At 60.6% G+C, this 18007-nt stretch carries 13 protein-coding genes; 11 read left to right on the top strand and 2 right to left on the bottom strand.

Features of this window, described 5'->3' with window-relative positions; all coding sequences use genetic code 11:
* Positions 1 to 2: 2 nt before the first annotated feature.
* From nirD to cysG, 3 genes are read left to right on the top strand one after another with little or no spacing between them, the layout of a single operon-like run.
* Complete coding sequence (gene nirD, locus GH983_RS02355; RefSeq protein ID WP_069042143.1) at positions 3 to 338, top strand: nitrite reductase small subunit NirD; 336 nt, start codon at positions 3 to 5, stop codon at positions 336 to 338.
* Positions 339 to 368: 30 nt separating this feature from the next.
* On the top strand, positions 369 to 3026 hold the full coding sequence (locus GH983_RS02360) for a nitrate reductase (protein WP_069042142.1): 2658 nt from the start codon (positions 369 to 371) through the stop codon (positions 3024 to 3026).
* Positions 2998 to 4473, top strand: a complete 1476-nt coding sequence (cysG, locus tag GH983_RS02365) for a siroheme synthase CysG (RefSeq protein ID WP_069042141.1) — start codon at positions 2998 to 3000, stop codon at positions 4471 to 4473. The genes GH983_RS02360 and cysG overlap by 29 nt, the downstream gene beginning before the upstream one ends.
* Positions 4474 to 4784: 311 nt before the next feature.
* Here the strand turns inward: cysG and GH983_RS02370 are convergent, their stop codons facing one another.
* Together GH983_RS02370 and GH983_RS02375 are read right to left on the bottom strand one after the other, a co-directional pair.
* Complete coding sequence (locus GH983_RS02370; RefSeq protein WP_153761501.1) at positions 4785 to 6935, bottom strand: PAS domain-containing sensor histidine kinase; 2151 nt, start codon at positions 6933 to 6935, stop codon at positions 4785 to 4787.
* On the bottom strand, positions 6932 to 7672 hold the full coding sequence (locus GH983_RS02375; RefSeq protein ID WP_153761502.1) for a response regulator transcription factor: 741 nt from the start codon (positions 7670 to 7672) through the stop codon (positions 6932 to 6934). The genes GH983_RS02370 and GH983_RS02375 overlap by 4 nt, the downstream gene beginning before the upstream one ends.
* A gap of 214 nt (positions 7673 to 7886) precedes the next feature.
* Between GH983_RS02375 and GH983_RS02380 the strand changes: the two genes are divergently transcribed.
* The 8 genes from GH983_RS02380 to GH983_RS02415 all read left to right on the top strand — a co-directional run bounded on the left by GH983_RS02380 (position 7887) and on the right by GH983_RS02415 (position 17998).
* Positions 7887 to 8909, top strand: a complete 1023-nt coding sequence (locus GH983_RS02380) for an ABC transporter substrate-binding protein (protein ID WP_371418411.1) — start codon at positions 7887 to 7889, stop codon at positions 8907 to 8909.
* A gap of 108 nt (positions 8910 to 9017) precedes the next feature.
* Positions 9018 to 10043: an ABC transporter substrate-binding protein gene (locus tag GH983_RS02385; RefSeq protein ID WP_054148703.1), complete on the top strand. Its 1026-nt coding sequence runs from the start codon at positions 9018 to 9020 to the stop codon at positions 10041 to 10043.
* Positions 10044 to 10124: 81 nt separating this feature from the next.
* A complete protein-coding gene (locus GH983_RS02390; protein ID WP_153761503.1) occupies positions 10125 to 12356 on the top strand; it encodes an iron ABC transporter permease in 2232 nt (743 codons plus the stop codon).
* Positions 12353 to 13411 carry an ABC transporter ATP-binding protein gene (locus GH983_RS02395; RefSeq protein WP_069042135.1) on the top strand — a complete coding sequence of 353 codons (1059 nt, stop codon included), beginning with the start codon at positions 12353 to 12355 and terminating at the stop codon, positions 13409 to 13411. The genes GH983_RS02390 and GH983_RS02395 overlap by 4 nt, the downstream gene beginning before the upstream one ends.
* Positions 13412 to 13443: 32 nt before the next feature.
* On the top strand, positions 13444 to 14247 hold the full coding sequence (locus tag GH983_RS02400) for an inositol monophosphatase family protein (protein WP_069042134.1): 804 nt from the start codon (positions 13444 to 13446) through the stop codon (positions 14245 to 14247).
* 898 nt (positions 14248 to 15145) lie between these two features.
* Complete coding sequence (locus GH983_RS02405) at positions 15146 to 16162, top strand: mechanosensitive ion channel domain-containing protein (RefSeq protein WP_153761504.1); 1017 nt, start codon at positions 15146 to 15148, stop codon at positions 16160 to 16162.
* Positions 16163 to 16214: 52 nt separating this feature from the next.
* Positions 16215 to 16466 (top strand): hypothetical protein, encoded by a 252-nt coding sequence (locus GH983_RS02410; protein ID WP_153761505.1) that lies wholly within the window; start codon positions 16215 to 16217, stop codon positions 16464 to 16466.
* 80 nt (positions 16467 to 16546) lie between these two features.
* On the top strand, positions 16547 to 17998 hold the full coding sequence (locus tag GH983_RS02415) for a phospholipase D-like domain-containing protein (protein ID WP_153761506.1): 1452 nt from the start codon (positions 16547 to 16549) through the stop codon (positions 17996 to 17998).
* Positions 17999 to 18007 lie beyond the last annotated feature (9 nt).

The following is an 18007-nucleotide window of genomic DNA, read 5'->3' on the forward strand; positions in this document are numbered from 1 at the left end:
CGATGAACGGAAACTGGATCGCAATCGGGACGATCGACGACATCCCGCTGCGTGGCGCACGCTGCGTTAAGACCCCCCAAGGCAAGATCGGGGTGTTTCGCACCGCCGAAAACGAGGTCTTCGCCATCGAGGATCACTGCCCCCACAGGGGCGGCCCGCTCACGCAGGGCATTGTCCACGGCAAGGCAGTGACCTGCCCACTGCACAACTGGGTCATCTCGCTCGAAACCGGCCGGGCGCTTGGGGCCGACGAAGGCGAGGTCAAGACCATTCCGGTCCGCAATATCGACGGTCATCTCTCCATCATGCTCGAAAGCATGATGGTCGCAGCCGAGTAAGTGGGAACATCAACGCGCGGAGCCGCAGACATGTCCTGTGAAACCAAGACGACCTGCCCCTATTGCGGTGTCGGCTGCGGCGTGATCGCCGCAGTTGACGACGAGGGGAAGGTCAGCGTGCGGGGAGATCCAGACCATCCGGCCAATTACGGTCGTCTTTGCTCCAAGGGGTCGGCGCTCGCCGAAACGCTCGACCTCGAAGGTCGCGCGCTTCATCCGGAAATCCATGGCCAAACCGCCGGCTGGGACGAAGCGCTCGATCTTGTTGCCTCGACCTTCCAGCGGACGATTGCCGATCATGGCCCCGATTCCGTAGCCTTCTACCTCTCCGGGCAGTTGCTGACCGAAGACTATTACGTCGCCAACAAGCTGATGAAAGGCTTCATCGGCTCCGCCAATATCGACACCAATTCCCGCCTGTGCATGGCCTCCTCGGTTGCCGGCCATCGCCGTGCCTTCGGCGCCGATACCGTGCCCGCCTGTTACGAGGACCTGGAGCTCTCCGACCTCGTCGTCCTGGTCGGCTCCAACATGGCCTGGTGCCATCCGGTCCTTTACCAGCGCCTGGCTGCGGCCAAGGCTGCCCGTCCTGCCATGAAGGTGGTCGTGATCGACCCCCGCCGAACCGCGACCAGCGACATTGCCGACCTGCATCTCGCGGTCCGGGCGGACGGTGACATCGCCCTTTTCAACGGTCTGCTCGCCTATCTGGCGGAAACAGGCGCGATCGACGAAAACTATGTCGGAAAGCACACCTCCGGGTTTGGCGAAACGCTGCTCGCCGCCTCGCGCGGAAGCATGGCGGATCTCTCCGATGCCACCGGCGTCTCCGGTATGCTGCTGCGCCAATTCTTCCGCCTTTTCGCCCAGACTGAGAAGGTCGTCACCTGCTACAGCCAGGGGGTCAACCAGTCCTCCGTCGGCACCGATAAGGTCAACGCCATCCTCAACTGTCACTTGGCGACAGGCCGGATCGGTCGACCCGGAATGGGGCCGCTGTCACTGACCGGCCAACCCAATGCCATGGGCGGGCGCGAGGTCGGCGGGCTCGCCAATATGCTCGCGGCCCATATGGCGATCGAGAACCCAGAGCACCGCGAGCGCGTGCAACGCTTCTGGAAATCGCCTGCAATCGCGCAGAGACCCGGCCTCAAGGCTGTCGACATGTTCGAGGCGGCGGCCGATGGGCGGATCAAGGCGATCTGGATCATGTCGACCAATCCGGTTGTCTCAATGCCTGATGCCGATGCGGTGAAGGCAGCCCTTGAGGCCTGTCCCTTCGTGGTCGTCTCGGACATCCAGAAAGATACCGACACGGTCCGTCTCGCCCATGTCCTGCTGCCGGCCAGCGGCTGGGGCGAAAAATCCGGTACGGTGACGAATTCCGAACGGCGGATCTCTCGGCAGAGGCCATTCCTGTCCGTTCCATGCGAGGCCCGCGCCGACTGGTGGCAGTTGGCTGAGGTCGGCAAACGCTTGGGCTTCGGTGCTGATTTCGCCTATCGCGGTCCTGCCGATATCTATGCCGAGCATGCGGCGCTCTCCGCCTTCGAGAACGACGGCGAACGGGATTTCGACATCGGTGCGCATGCCGGAATTGTCGACCTCGACTACGATGACCTCACACCGTTCCAATGGCCTATGCGTCAAGACGGATCGAAGGCTGCCCGTTTTTTCGCGGATGGTGGCTTCTTCACTGCGGACCGAAAGGCGCGCCTCGTGCCTGTTGCGACGCCTGAGCTTGAAGAGGCGGATGAGCGCTATCCCTTCACCCTCAACACGGGCCGGATCCGCGATCACTGGCATACGATGACACGGACGGGGAAAAGCGCCCGGCTGTCTGCGCATATTGCTGAACCCTTCTGCGAGATCCATCCGGGGGACGCCGCGAGCGCCGGCATCAGTGATGCCGATCTCGTCTGTGTCGAAGGCGCAAACGGCAGATCGATCATCTTGCGAGCCCTGCTGACCGAACGGCAGATGCGCGGCGCGATCTTCGTGCCCATGCATTGGACGGGCGAGACAGCACCCAGCGCCCGTGTCGACACCCTGGTCTCCTCCCGCGTCGATCCGACCTCCGGCCAACCGGCGTTGAAGATGTCCCGCGCGTCCGTCACCCGCCACGCGGCGAAGGCCCATGGCTTCCTGGTATCGGCGAGCCGTCCACTCGACTTTCCATTCACCTACTGGGCGATCGCGAGAGCCGAAGGCGGCTACCGCGTGGAATTTGCCGGAGACCCGCCCGCCGAGGGCTGGGAGACCTGGCTGCGGCGCAGCCTGCAGCTTGAAGATGATCATGAGTTCTCCGGTTACATAGACCAGCGAGCCGGTGACCACCGCCTGCTCGCCTTCGAGGGAGAGAGGCTTGTGGCTGGCCTGTTCGTCTCTTCGGACCCTGTTTCGGTGTCGCGGCAATGGGCGGTCGATCAACTCACGGAAAGCCATCCGGATCGCAGTGCGCGCTCCATGCTGATTGCCGGTCGACCGGCTGCCGGACGACACGATAAGGGGGCGATCGTATGCTCCTGCTTTTCGGTCGGCATCAACCAGATCAACGCGGCCGCACGAAGCGGCTGCCGGTCGGTCGAAGCCATCGGCGTTGCCTTGAATGCCGGAACGAATTGCGGCTCGTGCCGCCCCGAAATCAGGAGGATCCTCGATGCGACGCAACCCATTGCCGCCGAGTGACGGACAGGAGCGCATTTCGGCGCTCGCCAAGCTTCCGGTGTTCTGGAACCTTGCCGGCAAACGGGCGGTCATTGCGGGAGGATCGGATGGCGCTGCCTGGAAGGCAGAGCTATTGCAGGCCTGCGGCGCTGCCGTCGAGCTCTACTGCGAAACCGATTATCTCGGCGAGACGATGACAGCGCTGATCGAGCGGACATCCCTGATCCACCATGCCCATCCCTGGCATTGCGGCATCTTCACCGGGGCCTCGCTGGCGCTCGCCGACTGCGAAACCGAGGACGAGGCGCGTGCCTTCTTCTGTGCGGCGCGTGCGGCGGGCGTGCCCGTCAACGTGATAGACAAGCCAGCCTTCTGCCAGTTCCAGTTCGGCTCGATCGTAAATCGCTCGCCGGTGATCGTCTCGATCTCCACCGATGGCGCTGCCCCCATCCTCGCCCAGGCCATCCGCCAGCGGATCGAGACACTGCTCCCTCCATCTTTGAAGCAATGGGCAAGCCTTGCTCAGTCGTTGAGAGAAGCAATCAATCGCCGTCTGGCACCGGGCGGGCCAAGGCGTCTTTTCTGGGAACGCTTCGTTGCCCGGAGCCTTTCGACCAACGAACCGCCCAGGGAAGGGATCGCCGACGATCTGCTCGCCACGGCGGAGCAGATCGCAACTGAGCCGCGCGCCGGTTTTGTGACCTTGGTCGGCGCTGGTCCAGGAGATCCTGAGCTTCTGACGCTGAAAGCCATGCGGGCGCTGCAGGCAGCCGATGTCATCCTGTTCGACGATCTCGTCTCGCCGGAGGTTCTGGAACTGGCCAGACGCGAGGCGAAACGTTTCCTCGTCGGCAAGAGGGGCGGTCGAGAGAGCTGCCGTCAGGATGACATCAACGACATGATGGTGCGCTTCGCGAAATCAGGCAAACGGGTGGTTCGGCTGAAATCGGGTGATCCGATGATCTTCGGTCGCGCAGGAGAAGAGATCGCACGGCTGGAGAGCGAGGGAATTGCCGTGGATGTTGTGCCGGGCATCACCGCAGCCTCGGCCATGGCAGCGTCGCTCAAGACGTCGCTCACCCACCGTGATTACGCCCAGCAGGTCCGTTTCGTCACCGGCCATTCCCGGCACAACGAACTGCCTGGAACCATCGACTGGGGCTCACTCGCCAGGCCGAACCAGACTTCGATCTTCTATATGGGGGGACGCAGGGCTGGACAGATCGAACAGCGCCTGAGGGACAACGGCATGACGTCTGAAACGCCTGTCGTCATTGTCTCCTCAGTCAGCCGCCCGCAAGAACGTCGCTGGGCGGGCTCTCTTGGACGCCTAGCAGATGCCATGCGGACAATCGGCGTCGACGAACCTGTTCTGATCGGTGTAGGCGCAGTGTTCAGCCGGCGAGCCGAAGCTACGGTTCTCAACCACGAATCCCTTTCTCAGGAACAGAGGTTCGGGCCCATTTGACCAACGTGAGCGAACGCCCTTTTTGAAGTACTAGCGCTGTTGCCGTTTTGGGCGCGCCAGAGCTAGCGTTCTAGAGGGTCTCCAGCCGATTTTGCGAGACCCGTTTTAAGCACGAGGAGTGGCCTGAAGAACAGTAGCCAGGATTGCGCAAGTTGAGAAGGCGTCGCCTTTTTCGCCAAGAGCGACCGTGGAAGCCATCTTTGTGCTGTGGCTTGGGCCGATGCCAACATGCCGGAAGAGCGGCAATTATTTCCGCTTTTGGTTATCCAGGTTTCTGTGATGCTCGGTTGAATGGTCAGGGCCAAGGGCCCTCATTGGGTAGCTTGGACCCGCTCGTGTTCAGCCTGCCACGGCGTTGCATCGGACTTCGACGGAAGGAAACAAAGCTCGACGCGTGTGCCTTCCCCCAAACGAGAGGTGATTCTGACTTCACCACCAGACTGGCGGACGAACCCGTAGACCATGGCGAGCCCGAGGCCGGACCCTCCGGTTTTCGACCTCGTGGTGAAGTAGGGTTCCAACGCTTGGTCGAGGACTTCGGGCGACATACCGACACCTTCGTCGATGACTGCGATGGTGACCGTGTTTACCTCGCCCCGCGCTTCAATACGGACTGTTCCGCCATCCGGCATGGCGGCCGACGCGTTGAGGCAAAGATTCAGAATGGATTGCTCGAGCAGCGCAGGATCAAGGCTAACGGTTGGCAGATTGGCTGCGAGCTCCAGCTCCAGACGATTGCGGGCGCCAATTGCCATTTCCAGAACATCAGCCATCCCTTGAAGGATCGTGGCGATGTCTATCGAGGCTGGACGTATCTGCTGCTGGCTGCCGACGGATAACATGCTGGAGGCGAGTGCGCGTCCTCGTTCAGCGGCCTTTCGTATGCGCCCGAGGTGGCGCTTCTGCCGTTCGGTGAAGCCCGGTTCGCGCTCCAGTAGGCCAAGGCTTCCGGTGATGATGCCGATCATGTTGCCAACCTCGTGGCTTACCTGATGCGTCATGCGCATGACCACATCCAGGCGCTGTGCGCGGGCCGCCTCGATCTCCTGGCGATCCATGGCCGTCACGTCGCGGGCGAGCAGGACCACGCCGCCGTCAGGTTGCCTTGATGCAGAAATCTCCACCACCTGGTCGTCGATGAACCGGTGCCGCAGCATCTGACGCTCAACGAGCGAGCCGCTCTCGTTTTCGGTGGGCATGAGAAGGGGGTCGATCTCCGGGACCGTTCCAACGAACCGGCGCAGCGACATTTTTCGCGATGATCCCGTCTGTCGCATCAGTTCGATGATGCGACGGTTCATGGTGATCGGTCGTCCCGTCGGATCGAAGAGGGCTATGCCTTCATTCATCGTCCGGAAAGTGGATCGGATAGTCCGAGCAGCCGCTTCTGCCGTGCGTCTCAGACGGGACACGCGATCGACGCTCTCCTTGAAAGCGCGAAAGGCGTCAAGCAAGCGGATCAGTTCCGTCTCAGTCCCGGAATAAACGGGCGGCCCGACATTTTCCTCTCCGCGAGCCAGCGCGTTCATGCCGCGCGAGAGGTCACCTATTCCGTGTGAAACGCGCATTACCGAGCGGATGGACAGAATGGCAAGGATGACGACCGCGAAGGATGCAAGCACGATCATGACAAGCAGTTGGCGCAATGCGCTTGATGTGGCTTCGAGATTCTGGTTCAGCGCGCTGGCGACGAACGCACTCTGGGTTTCGGTCGCATGCGAGAGGTCGCGCGAGACGGTGTGCAGGCGCGAGACCGATGCGCGGATGGTGAACATTTCGAGGAGGTAACGGGTCTGAGCCTCGAAGATCCGTCGATAGGGTTCCAGTTGCTGAGGCGAGACCCTCAAATTGGGGCCTGGCACCAGCATTCGGACGGTCGTCTCGGCGACGAAGCGTCGTTGAAGTTCGCCAAGCTGGAAGAGACTGTCCGACGTGGAGGCTGATTGTGCGATGTCGTTCAGACGTTGCCGTAGCTCCTGATCCTGAATGGCGCGAGCGGTCGCGATCTCTCCGAGTGCGACGGCCGCTTCGGCCTTGTGTACCTGTGCGGCATCTGCATTTGCCGCAAGTGCCAGTGTCTGGGCCTCGATGCTCTCCAGCAGTTCGATGATCCGGTGCGCGCCGGTGCCTGGCATGGCAGCGCCCGGCTTATCCGGTGCCATGGTCTGAAGAAGTGTGCCCACCTGGACAACCACGGCGCGGCTTTCACTTGAGACACGGTAAGGGGACGTTGCATTCATCAGGAAAGGCGCGCTCGAAACGAGGTCGGAAACCTGCCTTGAGACGAGCGAGGCCTTGGCGAGACTTGAGAAGGCCTGCACGCTGTAGGCCGACATTTCGCTGCGCGCCCTCTGCAGACCGTAGATCGCGACGGTCGAAAGGGTGAGAACAGAAACGCAGATGAAGGCGATTGCGAAGGGCAATCGAAAGGCGATGGAGGAGAGGAAGGCGCGGTTGATCAAGGCGACAATCCGGCGTCGTCGGTGTGCAGCACATAACCCTTGCCGCGTCGCGTCTGGATATGGCGGGGCAGGTCGGGGTTGCGCTCGATCTTCCGCCTGAGCCGCAGGACCAGAACATCGACGTTTCGATCGACAAAACGATCGGAGTCGGCCCCCATGCGGTCGAGGATCTGCGCGCGGCTGACGGGCGTATTCGGGGTCTCGGCGAGGATTTCCAGCAAGGCGAATTCGGCGGACGTCAGCGTCTTCGTGGGATCAGCGAGGCAAACGGCACGGCGTTGACCGAGATCGACTGCCCATTCGCCGAGCCTGAGCGCCGTTGACGGCTGTTCGCGCTCAATCTCCCTGTCATGGCGCAGTTGCGGATGGGTACGACGGAGAACCGCCTTGATCCGTGCGGTGAGTTCGTTCGGTTCGAATGGTTTGACCACGTAGTCGTCCGCTGCCGTCTCCAGTCCCAGCACCCGATCGGTCGCACTGCCGGCTGCCGTCACCATGACGATGCCGACATCGGTCTGTGCCCTCAAACGCTGCGCGAAGGCTCGGCCCGAGAGGCCCGGCAAATTGTGGTCGACCAGAACCAGTTGAACCGTCTCATGCTGCAATCGCTCCTGTGCAACCTCGGCTGAGGGGGCCGTCAATGGTATCCAGCCTTCTGCCTCCACCAGATCACAGATGAGCTCCGCCATATCCGGATCGTCCTCGACGATCAGAATTTTCACCTTCTGGTTCAACACGTTGCAGTCCTCCCGAGGGTATCATAACCGGGCCTGGCGAAAACGCCAAAGACTTGGTGGTTATCGGCAAACGTCACAATTGTAATATTTGCAATCTCTGCAACGGGTGACGACGTCGCGGTGAAAGATCGGTAACCATTCTCCGGGTTGCCAGCCTGGGCCGATATGGACATGCTTCGGTCATTGGAACGGGGAGGTTCCAAGGGAGGACGACGTGAAGTTATTGACCGCCATCGGCGCCGGTGTACTTGTGACCTTCGCCACGGCGACTGGTTCGCAGGCAGGAGACACGCTGAACATTCTCTGCGGTGTCGACGAGGTCTGGTGCGCCGTCATGGAAAAGACCTACGAGGCGAGGAGCGGCCTGGCCATTAACATGCCGCGGATGAGCACCGGGGAGATACTCGATTACGTCAGGGCCGAGAAGGAAGCGCCGACGGTCGATGTGTGGTGGGGCGGTACTGGGGTCACGCACCTTCAGGCCGCCTATGAAGGCCTCCTTGAACCTCATCGTCCCCAACAGGAGGCAGACCTTCTGCCCTGGGCACGAAATTTCTTCTCTCTGTCCGGCGGCACATCCGTCGGCCTCTATGCTGGCGCGCTCGGCTTCGCCTACAACGCAGAGCTTCTTGCGTCTGCCGGTCTGCCAGCACCCAATTGCTGGAAGGATCTCGCCAAGCCGATCTATCGCGGCCATATCCTGTCAGGAAACCCGCATTCGTCAGGCACCGCCTTCACAACGCTTGTGACGCTCGTGCAGTTGCTCGGCGAAGACGAGGCGTTTGGCTATATGCGCGAACTCGGACGTAATATCACCGAATACACAAAGGCCGGAGCAGAGCCGGTCAAGGCTGCGGGCAGGGGAGAGATCACGATCGGCATCTCCTTCATGCACGATGCCGTCACGCAAAAGGAAGCGGGTGCTCCACTCGTCATCGTCGCGCCCTGCGAGGGCACCGGCTACGAAATCGGAGCGGTCAGCATCGTCAAGGGCAGCCGCCATCTGGAGGAGGCGCGGCGCTTCGTTGATTTTGCGCTGAGCCCCGAAGGGCAGGCAACGGGTGGGGCCGCAGGCCAGAACCAGGTGCCGTCCAATGCCCGGGCCGTGCTGCCGCCCGCCGCTCCCGATATCTCGATGATCAAGATGGTGGACTATGATTTTGCCACCTTCGGATCACCCGAACAGCGAAGTCGACTGCTGAGCCGCTTCGATAGCGAGATCAATCCGACCAACTGATTTTTCTACAACTGGACCGCCGCTGAAAAGGTGCCGTCTCGGCATCACCGCCGAAGGCTTGTCCATTTTTCTCGACTTCCATCAGACGCAAGCAACAGGAGGATACCCATGCGACTGACAATACTCTCCACTCTACTCTTCGCCGGCACCAGCTTGAGTGCGGGTTCGGCTCTGGCTGCCGGTGAACTCAACCTCATTTGCGCTGCCGACGTGGTCATCTGCGAACAGATGCAGGGCGATTTCCAAAAGGCCCATGACATCAAGGTCAACATGGTGCGCATGTCCTCTGGCGAGGCCTATGCCAAGATCCGCGCCGAAGCCCGCAACCCCAAGACCGACCTCTGGTGGGCTGGCACCGGCGATCCCCATCTTCAGGCCGCTTCCGAAGGGCTGACGGAAGAGTACAAGTCGCCGATGCTGGACCAGTTGCAGGACTGGGCTAAGAGCCAGGCCGAAAGCTCGGGCTTCAAGACCGTCGGCGTCTACGCCGGCGCGCTCGGCTGGGGTTACAACACCGAGATCTTCAAGCAGAAAGGCTACAAAGAACCGACTTGCTGGGCCGACCTCCTTGCTCCCGAGCTGAAGGGCGAGATCCAGGTGGCCAATCCCAATTCGTCTGGAACGGCTTACACAGCGCTTGCCTCGCTCGTGCAGATCATGGGTGAAGACAAGGCCTTCGAATACCTGAAGGCGCTGAACGCCAACATCTCGCAATACACCAAATCCGGCTCCGCGCCGGTCAAGGCGGCTGCCCGTGGCGAGACCGGCCTCGGTATCGTCTTCATGCATGATGCGGTGGCCCAGACTTCCGAGGGCTTCCCGGTCAAGTCGATCGCGCCTTGCGAAGGCACCGGTTACGAGATTGGCTCCATGTCGATCGTCAAGGGCGCCCGCAACATGGAGAATGCCAAGGTCTGGTACGATTGGTCGCTGAAGCCTGACGTGCAGTCGCGCATGAAGGACGCCAAATCCTTCCAGCTTCCATCGAACAAGAGCGCCGAGATCCCCAAGGAAGCCCCACGCTTCGAGGACATCAAGCTCATCGACTACGACTTCAAGACCTATGGCGATCCTGAACGCCGTAAGGCACTGCTCGAGCGCTGGGATCGTGAGATCGGCGCTGTCGCAAACTGATCTTTGCGTCGTACTGTCGGCAGCCTTTAGGCTGCCGACCCCCTTCTGCTCTCTTCTTAATTTCTTTGAATGAGGTCGACCATGAGACATGGCAACCGCAGACTGGACCTGTTGCTGGCGTTCGGAGCCGCGTCTTTCATTCTGCTTCCCTGGTACAGGCTGGAATCCGGCTTCTTCGGCCTTGATTGGCTCGGCGACTTTCCTTTCACGGAGAGCGCTGCGCCAGGCGTCCTGCAGTTGTTAGGCCATGGTCGCCTTTGGCTTCTCGGTGTCGTCCTCTTCTTCGGTCTCGGTTTCGCGGCACGTTTTGTTGTCGATCCGATGCGCCGTGGTGCGTTCTTTGCGGCGGCAGGTGCGGCGGGTCTCGTCTATCTCTGTCTGCAGGGGCTGGCGGTCGGTTTCTCCGGCTGGACCTGGGGGATCAGCGAAGCCCTTTTCGGACCGCTGTCCGACGGGCAACCCTCCATGGGTGCCGGTGCCGTCACCATGGCTATCGTCTTCGTCCTCATGTTCGCCTTCGGTCTCGTCGAGCGCGGAGTGATGAAGGGCGACGCCTTTGTCGTCGGATCTATTTCACTGCTAGTCTTTCTCGTCTTCGTCTTCGTCTTCTATCCGATCGGCAGCATGCTGGTGGCCGCCGTCCAGGATTTCGATGGCTCCTTCAAGCCCGACGACTTCATCCGCAACCTGCAGGATCCGGGCATCTGGAGCCTGAGCTGCCTGGTGGGTGACGGCCGCTGCGGCGTCGCCTGGCGCACCTTCACGCTCGCCATTATGACGGCGTCGGCCTCCACCCTGCTGGGGCTCGCTTTCGCGCTCGTCGCCACGCGCACCCGCTTCCCGTTCAAGAAGGGATTGCGGCTGCTGACGGTCCTGCCGATCATCACGCCGCCCTTCGTCATCGGCCTCGCACTGGTGCTGCTTTTTGGTCGTGCCGGAGTGGTGACCGAGACGCTGTCGAGCCTGTTCGGTATCGAGCCTGGCCGCTGGCTCTATGGCCTGACGGGCATCTGGATTGCGCAGGTGTTGTCGTTCACGCCCATCTCGTTCCTCGTCCTGATCGGTGTCGTCGAGGGCGTCAGCCCCTCGATGGAAGAGGCGTCGCAAACGTTGCGGGCTGACCGCTGGCGGACCTTCTGGCGGGTGTCCTTGCCACTTATGAAGCCCGGCCTCGCCAATGCCTTCCTGATCGGCTTCATTGAAAGCATGGCCGACTTCGGCAATCCGCTGGTGCTTGGCGGCAGCAATGGCGTACTCTCGACCGAAATCTTCTTCGCCGTGGTCGGTTCCCAGAACGATCCGTCGCGTGCCGCTGTCCTGGCGCTGGTCCTCCTCTTCTTCACGCTGTCAGCCTTTCTCGCCCAGCGCCTCTGGCTGTCCGGCAAGAACTTCGCGACCGTCACCGGCAAGGGAGACAGTGGCGCCCATATTGCCCTGCCGCGTGGCATCTCGGTCGGCGTGCATGCCATTGTCATTCCGTGGATGATCTTCACCGTCGTCGTTTACGGCATGATCCTCGTCGGAGGCTTCGTGACCACCTGGGGCCTCGACAATACGCTGACCCTCGAACATTACGCCCGAGCCTTTTCCGTCAGCATCCAGAACGGCTCGATCGCCTGGACGGGCGTTGCCTGGAACTCCTTCTGGACGACCATGGAGATATCGCTGATCTCCGCGCCGTTGACCGCAGCCGTCGGACTTCTGACCGCCTACATCATTGTCCGGCAGAAATTCGCCGGCCGGAACCTCTTCGAGTTCGCCCTGATGATGAGCTTTGCCATCCCCGGCACGGTTATCGGCGTCAGCTACATCATGGCCTTCAACCTGCCGCCGCTCGAAATGACGGGCTCTGCCCTGATCCTGATCGCCTGCTTCGTCTTCCGCAACATGCCGGTTGGTGTCCGCGGCGGGATCGCGGCGATGAGCCAGCTCGACAAGAGCCTGGATGAAGCTTCGCTGACGCTGCGGGCTGACAGCTTCCGCACGGTCCGCAAGATTATCCTGCCGCTTCTGCGCCCGGCGATCACCGCCGCGCTCGTCTATTCCTTCGTGCGCGCCATCACCTCGATCAGCGCCGTGATCTTCCTCGTCAGCGCCGAGCACAACATGGCGACCTCCTACATCGTCGGCCTTGTCGAGAATGGCGAATACGGCGTGGCGATCGCCTATTCCTCGATGCTGATCGTCGTGATGATCACGATCATCGCCGGCTTCCAGCTCCTTGTCGGCGAACGCAGGCTCCGCCGCGAAAATCGTGTCGCCGGCCTCGGCAACACCAGTCCCGTTCCTCTCGGTCAGGAGAAAACCGCATGATCACCGTCAACGCCGGATCCGTCACCTTCCAAAATGTTCGCAAGACCTTCGGCGCCTTTACCGCCATCCATGATCTTTCACTCACCATCGAACCCGGAACGCTGGTGACCCTGCTTGGTCCCTCCGGCTGCGGCAAGACGACGACGCTGCGCATGCTGGCGGGTCTGGAGCATCCGACTTCTGGAAAGATCCTGATCGGTGGCAAGGATGTGACCATGCTGCCTGCGAACGAACGCGACGTTTCCATGGTTTTTCAGTCCTATGCGCTCTTTCCGCATATGACATCGCTCGAAAACGTCGCCTACGGCTTACAGTCGTCCGGCTTGGCCAAGAAGGAGGCGCGTGAGAAGGCCGAGGAAGGCCTCAAGCTCGTCGGCCTCGCCGGCATGGGGCATCGCCTTCCGGCAGAATTGTCGGGCGGCCAGCAGCAGCGCGTCGCTGTGGCGCGAGCCCTGGTGTTGGAGCCGCAGGTGCTGCTTCTCGACGAGCCGCTCTCCAATCTCGATGCACGTCTGCGCCGCCGCGTCCGCACCGAAATCCGCGATCTCCAGCAACGCCTGGGTTTTACCGCAGTCTATGTCACTCATGATCAGGACGAGGCACTTGCGGTCTCCGACCGGATCATCGTGATGAAAGACGGCGAGATCGCTCAGTCGGGCGCGCCGCGTGAACTCTACGAAGCGCCGGCCTCGCCCTTCATTGCCGACTTCATGGGGGAGGCGAATGTGCTGCCCTGCGAGGTCGTGCAATCCGATGGCCGCGAAGTTCTGGTGCGTGTCAGCAATCTCGAGCATCGCCTGCAGTCCAAGGCGGGCCGAGGCCCTGCAAAACTCGCCGTGCGGCCCGGTGCCATCCGGATCGGCTCTGCTGGCGCAGAGGGCCTGAAGGGTCGCGTCCTGCACTCCGCCTATCTCGGCGGTCATGTCGAATATGAGGTCGAGACCGATGTTGGTACGCTCTTCGTCATCGATCACGACGTTGATCATGCCCATGCCGCCACGAGCGACGTCACATTGGCGTTCAAGAACCGTGGCATTGCCGTCATCAACGGCTGATGAATTTTCAAGAAGTTCAAGGAAAGATCAGAATGACAGTAAATGATACGGCACTCGCAGCGCGTTTCGCCCTGGCCAAGACGCTGGCGGTGGAAGCGGGAGCCATGGCGCTCGACTACTTCAATCGTCGAGACACGCTGGTGATCGAAACGAAGCGCGACCTACAGGACGTGGTTTCCATCGCCGACCGCAACGTCGAGACCTTCCTCAAGGAGCGGGTTGCCGAAATCTATGCGAATGACGGGTTCTTAGGCGAGGAGTTCGGCCATGACGAGGGCACCTCCGGCTTTACATGGGTCGTTGATCCGATCGACGGCACCGCCCCCTTTGTAAACGGCATGCCGACCTGGTGTGTTTCCGTCGCGATCGTAAGGGATGGGGAGCCAGTTGTTGGCGTGATCCATGTGCCATGCTCGGATGAGCTTTATGCCTCGGCGCTCGGTTTCGGCGCGACGCTGAATGACAAGTCCCTGCGCCTCGATCCCAGCCGCAATCTGCAGAATGCGATGACGGGGATAGGCTGCAACAACTACGTCACCCCCGAACGAGTCGGTGCGATCATCGGCGGCCTGATGGCGAAGGGCGGAAATTTCATCCGCAATGGTTCAGGGGCGCTGATGCTGGCCTATGTCGCAGCCGGCCGCTTGGTTGGGTATTACGAACCGCATATGCGAGCGTGGGATTGCATGGCCGGTTTCTGCCTCGTGCGCGAAGCCGGCGGCAGGAACCTTGCCTTTCCTGGAAGCGGTGCCGAGTTCCTGAACGGACATCCGGTTCTTGCCGCAAACCAGTCCTGCTACGATGAACTATTGCAGCTTCACCTCAACAATCTTTAGAGCCTAGGGGTCCGGATGACGAATTTGCGGACAACTACGCCGACGTTGACCGTTGCGTTGTAGATCTGGGGCCAAGGCCTCTGAAATGATGTCGGGCTCTTCTGGCTAAACGCGGACTTTGTGGCACCAATCGAAGTCCTCGCGTTAGCCAGTTTGAGCAGGTTTGGTGAAACAAAGTCTTTGAAAGAGGCTTACGCGTAGGGGGTCCCCAGCCGATTTTGCGACACCCTTTTAGCACAACAGATGACCTGACGAGCAGCAGCGAGCATTGTACAAGTTGTTGAGAAGGCGTCGCTTTTTTCTGTGATAAACAGACGCTGTTTTCCGCGGAAAAACGGACTTGAAACGGCCTGCCTGGATAAGCTGGATTCCCGCATGATTTCAACGGATTAGAAATATAGCCTTTGATTTTCCTCTGTTTTTTGCCGCGAGCGATCGTGGATGCCATCTTTGGGCCCTGGCTTTGGGCTAACGTCAACATTGCGGGAGAGCGGCACTTGTTTCCGCTCGGAAGCACCAGCTATGGCCGCATAACTTAAACCAAACGGTCTTCGGTAAAGCCGGGGCGGTTCAGTCTCAAGGATCCCGACGTGCCACTTCTGGGCTGCAAGGCAATCAGGGCCTTCAGTCTGGCGTCTTGGGCAAAGTGTCGAGCTGAACCCCATCTGAGCAACCGGCATCTTTGCTGGACGGCACACAGCGATTGTTCCTGGGGAGGGAACCATGTCTCCCCCGAACCTGTTCCCTCGATGGGACGCGAAGTTCGAAAGGCTCGCCGCGTCCTCCATTCAAATTGGTAAAGGAGATTATTCATGCTCAAGTTTCTCGGCGGCACCATTGGCGTCATATTTCTTATCGGCTTGGCCGTGGTGGTTCTTTTCCTGATGTTGATCTTCTGATGCCTGAGACTGCCGGCGCAGGCAGGCGGTTCAGACTGCTGGTGGTCACGCTGTTCCTCGGGCTCCTCTTGCTTCTGGCAAATCGGGCCATGGCGCAGGAGGGCGCTGAGACGGTCAGGCTGGATGGTCGCGCGCTTTTTTCTGTCAGCTCGAGTGATACCCTTGGCGCCGAAGAACGGGCTCGGCGTGTGGAGCAGCGCCTTGGCGTTCTGGTCAGGGCACTCGAAACCGTGCCGAAGGCTGCCGTCGAAGCTTCGGGAGACCAGCGCGTCATCGTCGTAGCAGGTGTTCGGATCACGACCGTCTCGCCGATCGATGCGGAAGACAGTCTGACCGACATCGACACTCTGGCCGCCCGTTGGGCAAATGCGATCGAAATGGGTTTGCAAGATGCTGTCGATCGCCGTCAGGGTTTCGGCGGCAGTTTTTTCGCAGACACCATGGCGGCCCTGCAAACCGTTCTCTCTCGGGCCTGGAATTCGGTCGTTAGCGTTGTTCCGCGATTGCTGGCCGCGGCACTGGTGATGTGCACCACCTTGCTGATTGCTTCGGGTGTCAATCGCGTTCTCGTCGTTCTCTTCAAGCGCCGGATCGCGGACAAAACACTCGAGAACCTGATCCGGCAGTTGTCGTACTACTCTCTCATTCTGCTTGGCGTGCTTGTCGCAGCTGATGCGTTGGGGTTCAGTCCGGGCGCGCTGGTGACGGGGCTTGGCCTGACGGGTCTCGTGCTCGGTTTCGCGCTCAAGGACATCCTGTCGAATTTCGTCAGTGGTCTCTTGATCCTGGCGCTTCGACCATTCGAAATCGGGGATCAGATTGTTGTCGGACCGACGGAGGGTTCTGTCGAACGGATCGAATTGCGTGCAACGCAGATCCGCTGCATTGTTGGTCGCCCTCGCCAGTTCAGCGTCACCGGCTTTTGCGCAGTCGGCCCCTTATCCAGGAGAAGATCCGGCCAAGCTGTTCGGATACGAAATCGATGCCAGGGAGACGGACAGCACGCGGGTCGCTGAAAAGGCGCTAAGAGCCGTTCAACGGGCCAGAGAAACAGCCGAGGAAGTGAGGATGGTCTTTGGCGCCAATCGCTTCCACTTCGTTGCGCTGAAGCCGGACATCATGGACATGGTGGCGCCGGAGCTTGCAAAGCGAGAGTCCGACGTCTCGCGTTTGCAGGCAGCGATCGAGAGCAGCGCATTGTTTTACACAGCCATGCGCAGCGAGGGCGTCGCTGCAAGCGATGTCATCGGAGCGGAACTCGCAGACGCAGAGAGTGGCTTGAGTTCCGAAAAACGAGTGACGATCTATCTGGTGCCGTGACTGGCTCGTTCCCAGAATTCCAAGTTCACAAGAAGGGGCAATCACGCCTCTTCTTTCGTCAAGGACAGAATGAGCGAAGTATGACATCGAGCATCCTGCAATCAGGTCGCAACTGCTGGAAGAAGGCGCGCGCAGATCGCTTCGGCGTCATCTTCGACGCCGAAGACTATTTCGTTGCCGTCAAGCAGGCCATCCTCGAAGCTCGGCAGGTGGTCTACCTGATCGGCTGGGATTTCGACACCCGGATCGAGTTCGAGCCGGAGGGCGCAAGTCTCGAAGGGCCGAACAAGCTGGGACGGTTCCTGAAGTGGATCGGCAAGACCCGTCCCGATCTGCAGGTCCATATACTCAAATGGGATCTGGGCTTGTTCACATCCCTGGGACGGGGAACCATGCCCTTCCGCCTCCTCAACCTCATGTCCTCTTCTAATATCCACTTCAAACTGGATGGCGCACATCCGCCTGCCTCCGCCCATCACCAGAAGATCGTGGTCATCGACGACGTGCTGGCCTTCTGCGGCGGGATCGACATCACCACCGAGCGCTGGGACACGCGCTGGCATCTTGATGAGGATGCGCGTCGTAAAATGCCGAATGGCAAGCCCCACGGGCCATGGCACGATGCGACATCGGTTCTCAGCGGGCCCGTTGCAAAGCTGCTGGGTGATGTTGCCCGTGAGCGATGGTTTGCCGCCACCGACGAAAAACTGACGCAACCGAACCGCCGCGATCATCCGTGGCCGGAGGCAGTCCAGGTGTTGATCAGGGATGTCGAGGTTGCGATCACGCGCACGCTTCCCGCCTATCGCGATCGATCCGAGGTCCGGGAAATCGAGACGCTTTATCTCGACGCAATCGCAGCCGCGAAAGACATCAACTATTGCGAGAGCCAGTATTTCGCATCCCGCCGGATTGCCGAGGCCATGGCAGCCCGCCTGCAGGAGCCGGACGGTCCCGAGATCATTGTGATCAACCCTGAATCCGCAGACGGATTTCTGGAATCCAAAACCATGGATACGGCGCGAGCACGTTTGCTCCAACTCGTAGGCGTGGCAGACCGCCACGACAGGTTTCGCATCTTCACCCCGGTCACCGAGAAGGGAAGCCCGATCTACGTGCATGCGAAGATCACGATTATCGACGATCGGCTGCTGCGTGTCGGGTCCTCCAACTTCAACAACCGCTCGATGGGGTTTGATTCCGAATGTGACGTTGCCATCGAGGCCCCATCTGACGACAGGGCAAGCGCAACCGCATCGGTAATCGAGACGATCCGGACGGAGCTTTTGGCCGAGCATCTTGCGACCGAGCCGCATGCGATCCGAGACGCCATCGCTTTGGCGAAAGGGTCGTTCGTGCAAGCGATCGATCGCCTGCTTGGGCCAGGAAAAACGCTGCGGCCTTATGTGCCTGACGAGGTCGGCGCCTTCGAGGAGACCTTGGCAGAAAACGACCTTCTGGACCCCGAAAGCCCCAAAAAGCTCTACGCAAGCTTGACGGGAGGCGGATGGCGTCCGGGCGCTTTGCGTTGAACTGGAACC

It is taken from the genome of Agrobacterium sp. MA01 (genome assembly GCF_009650195.1).
Lineage (GTDB): Bacteria > Pseudomonadota > Alphaproteobacteria > Rhizobiales > Rhizobiaceae > Allorhizobium.

Bases quoted from the DNA above. Each gene is read 5' to 3' on its own strand.
- nirD (WP_069042143.1), top strand. From the start codon at position 3: ATGAACGGAAACTGGATCGCAATCGGGACGATCGACGACATCCCGCTG.
- GH983_RS02360 (WP_069042142.1), top strand. From the start codon at position 369: ATGTCCTGTGAAACCAAGACGACCTGCCCCTATTGCGGTGTCGGCTGC.
- cysG (WP_069042141.1), top strand. From the start codon at position 2,998: ATGCGACGCAACCCATTGCCGCCGAGTGACGGACAGGAGCGCATTTCG.
- GH983_RS02385 (WP_054148703.1), top strand. From the start codon at position 9,018: ATGCGACTGACAATACTCTCCACTCTACTCTTCGCCGGCACCAGCTTG.
- GH983_RS02390 (WP_153761503.1), top strand. From the start codon at position 10,125: ATGAGACATGGCAACCGCAGACTGGACCTGTTGCTGGCGTTCGGAGCC.
- GH983_RS02395 (WP_069042135.1), top strand. From the start codon at position 12,353: ATGATCACCGTCAACGCCGGATCCGTCACCTTCCAAAATGTTCGCAAG.
- GH983_RS02400 (WP_069042134.1), top strand. From the start codon at position 13,444: ATGACAGTAAATGATACGGCACTCGCAGCGCGTTTCGCCCTGGCCAAG.
- GH983_RS02405 (WP_153761504.1), top strand. From the start codon at position 15,146: ATGCCTGAGACTGCCGGCGCAGGCAGGCGGTTCAGACTGCTGGTGGTC.
- GH983_RS02410 (WP_153761505.1), top strand. From the start codon at position 16,215: ATGGTCTTTGGCGCCAATCGCTTCCACTTCGTTGCGCTGAAGCCGGAC.
- GH983_RS02415 (WP_153761506.1), top strand. From the start codon at position 16,547: ATGACATCGAGCATCCTGCAATCAGGTCGCAACTGCTGGAAGAAGGCG.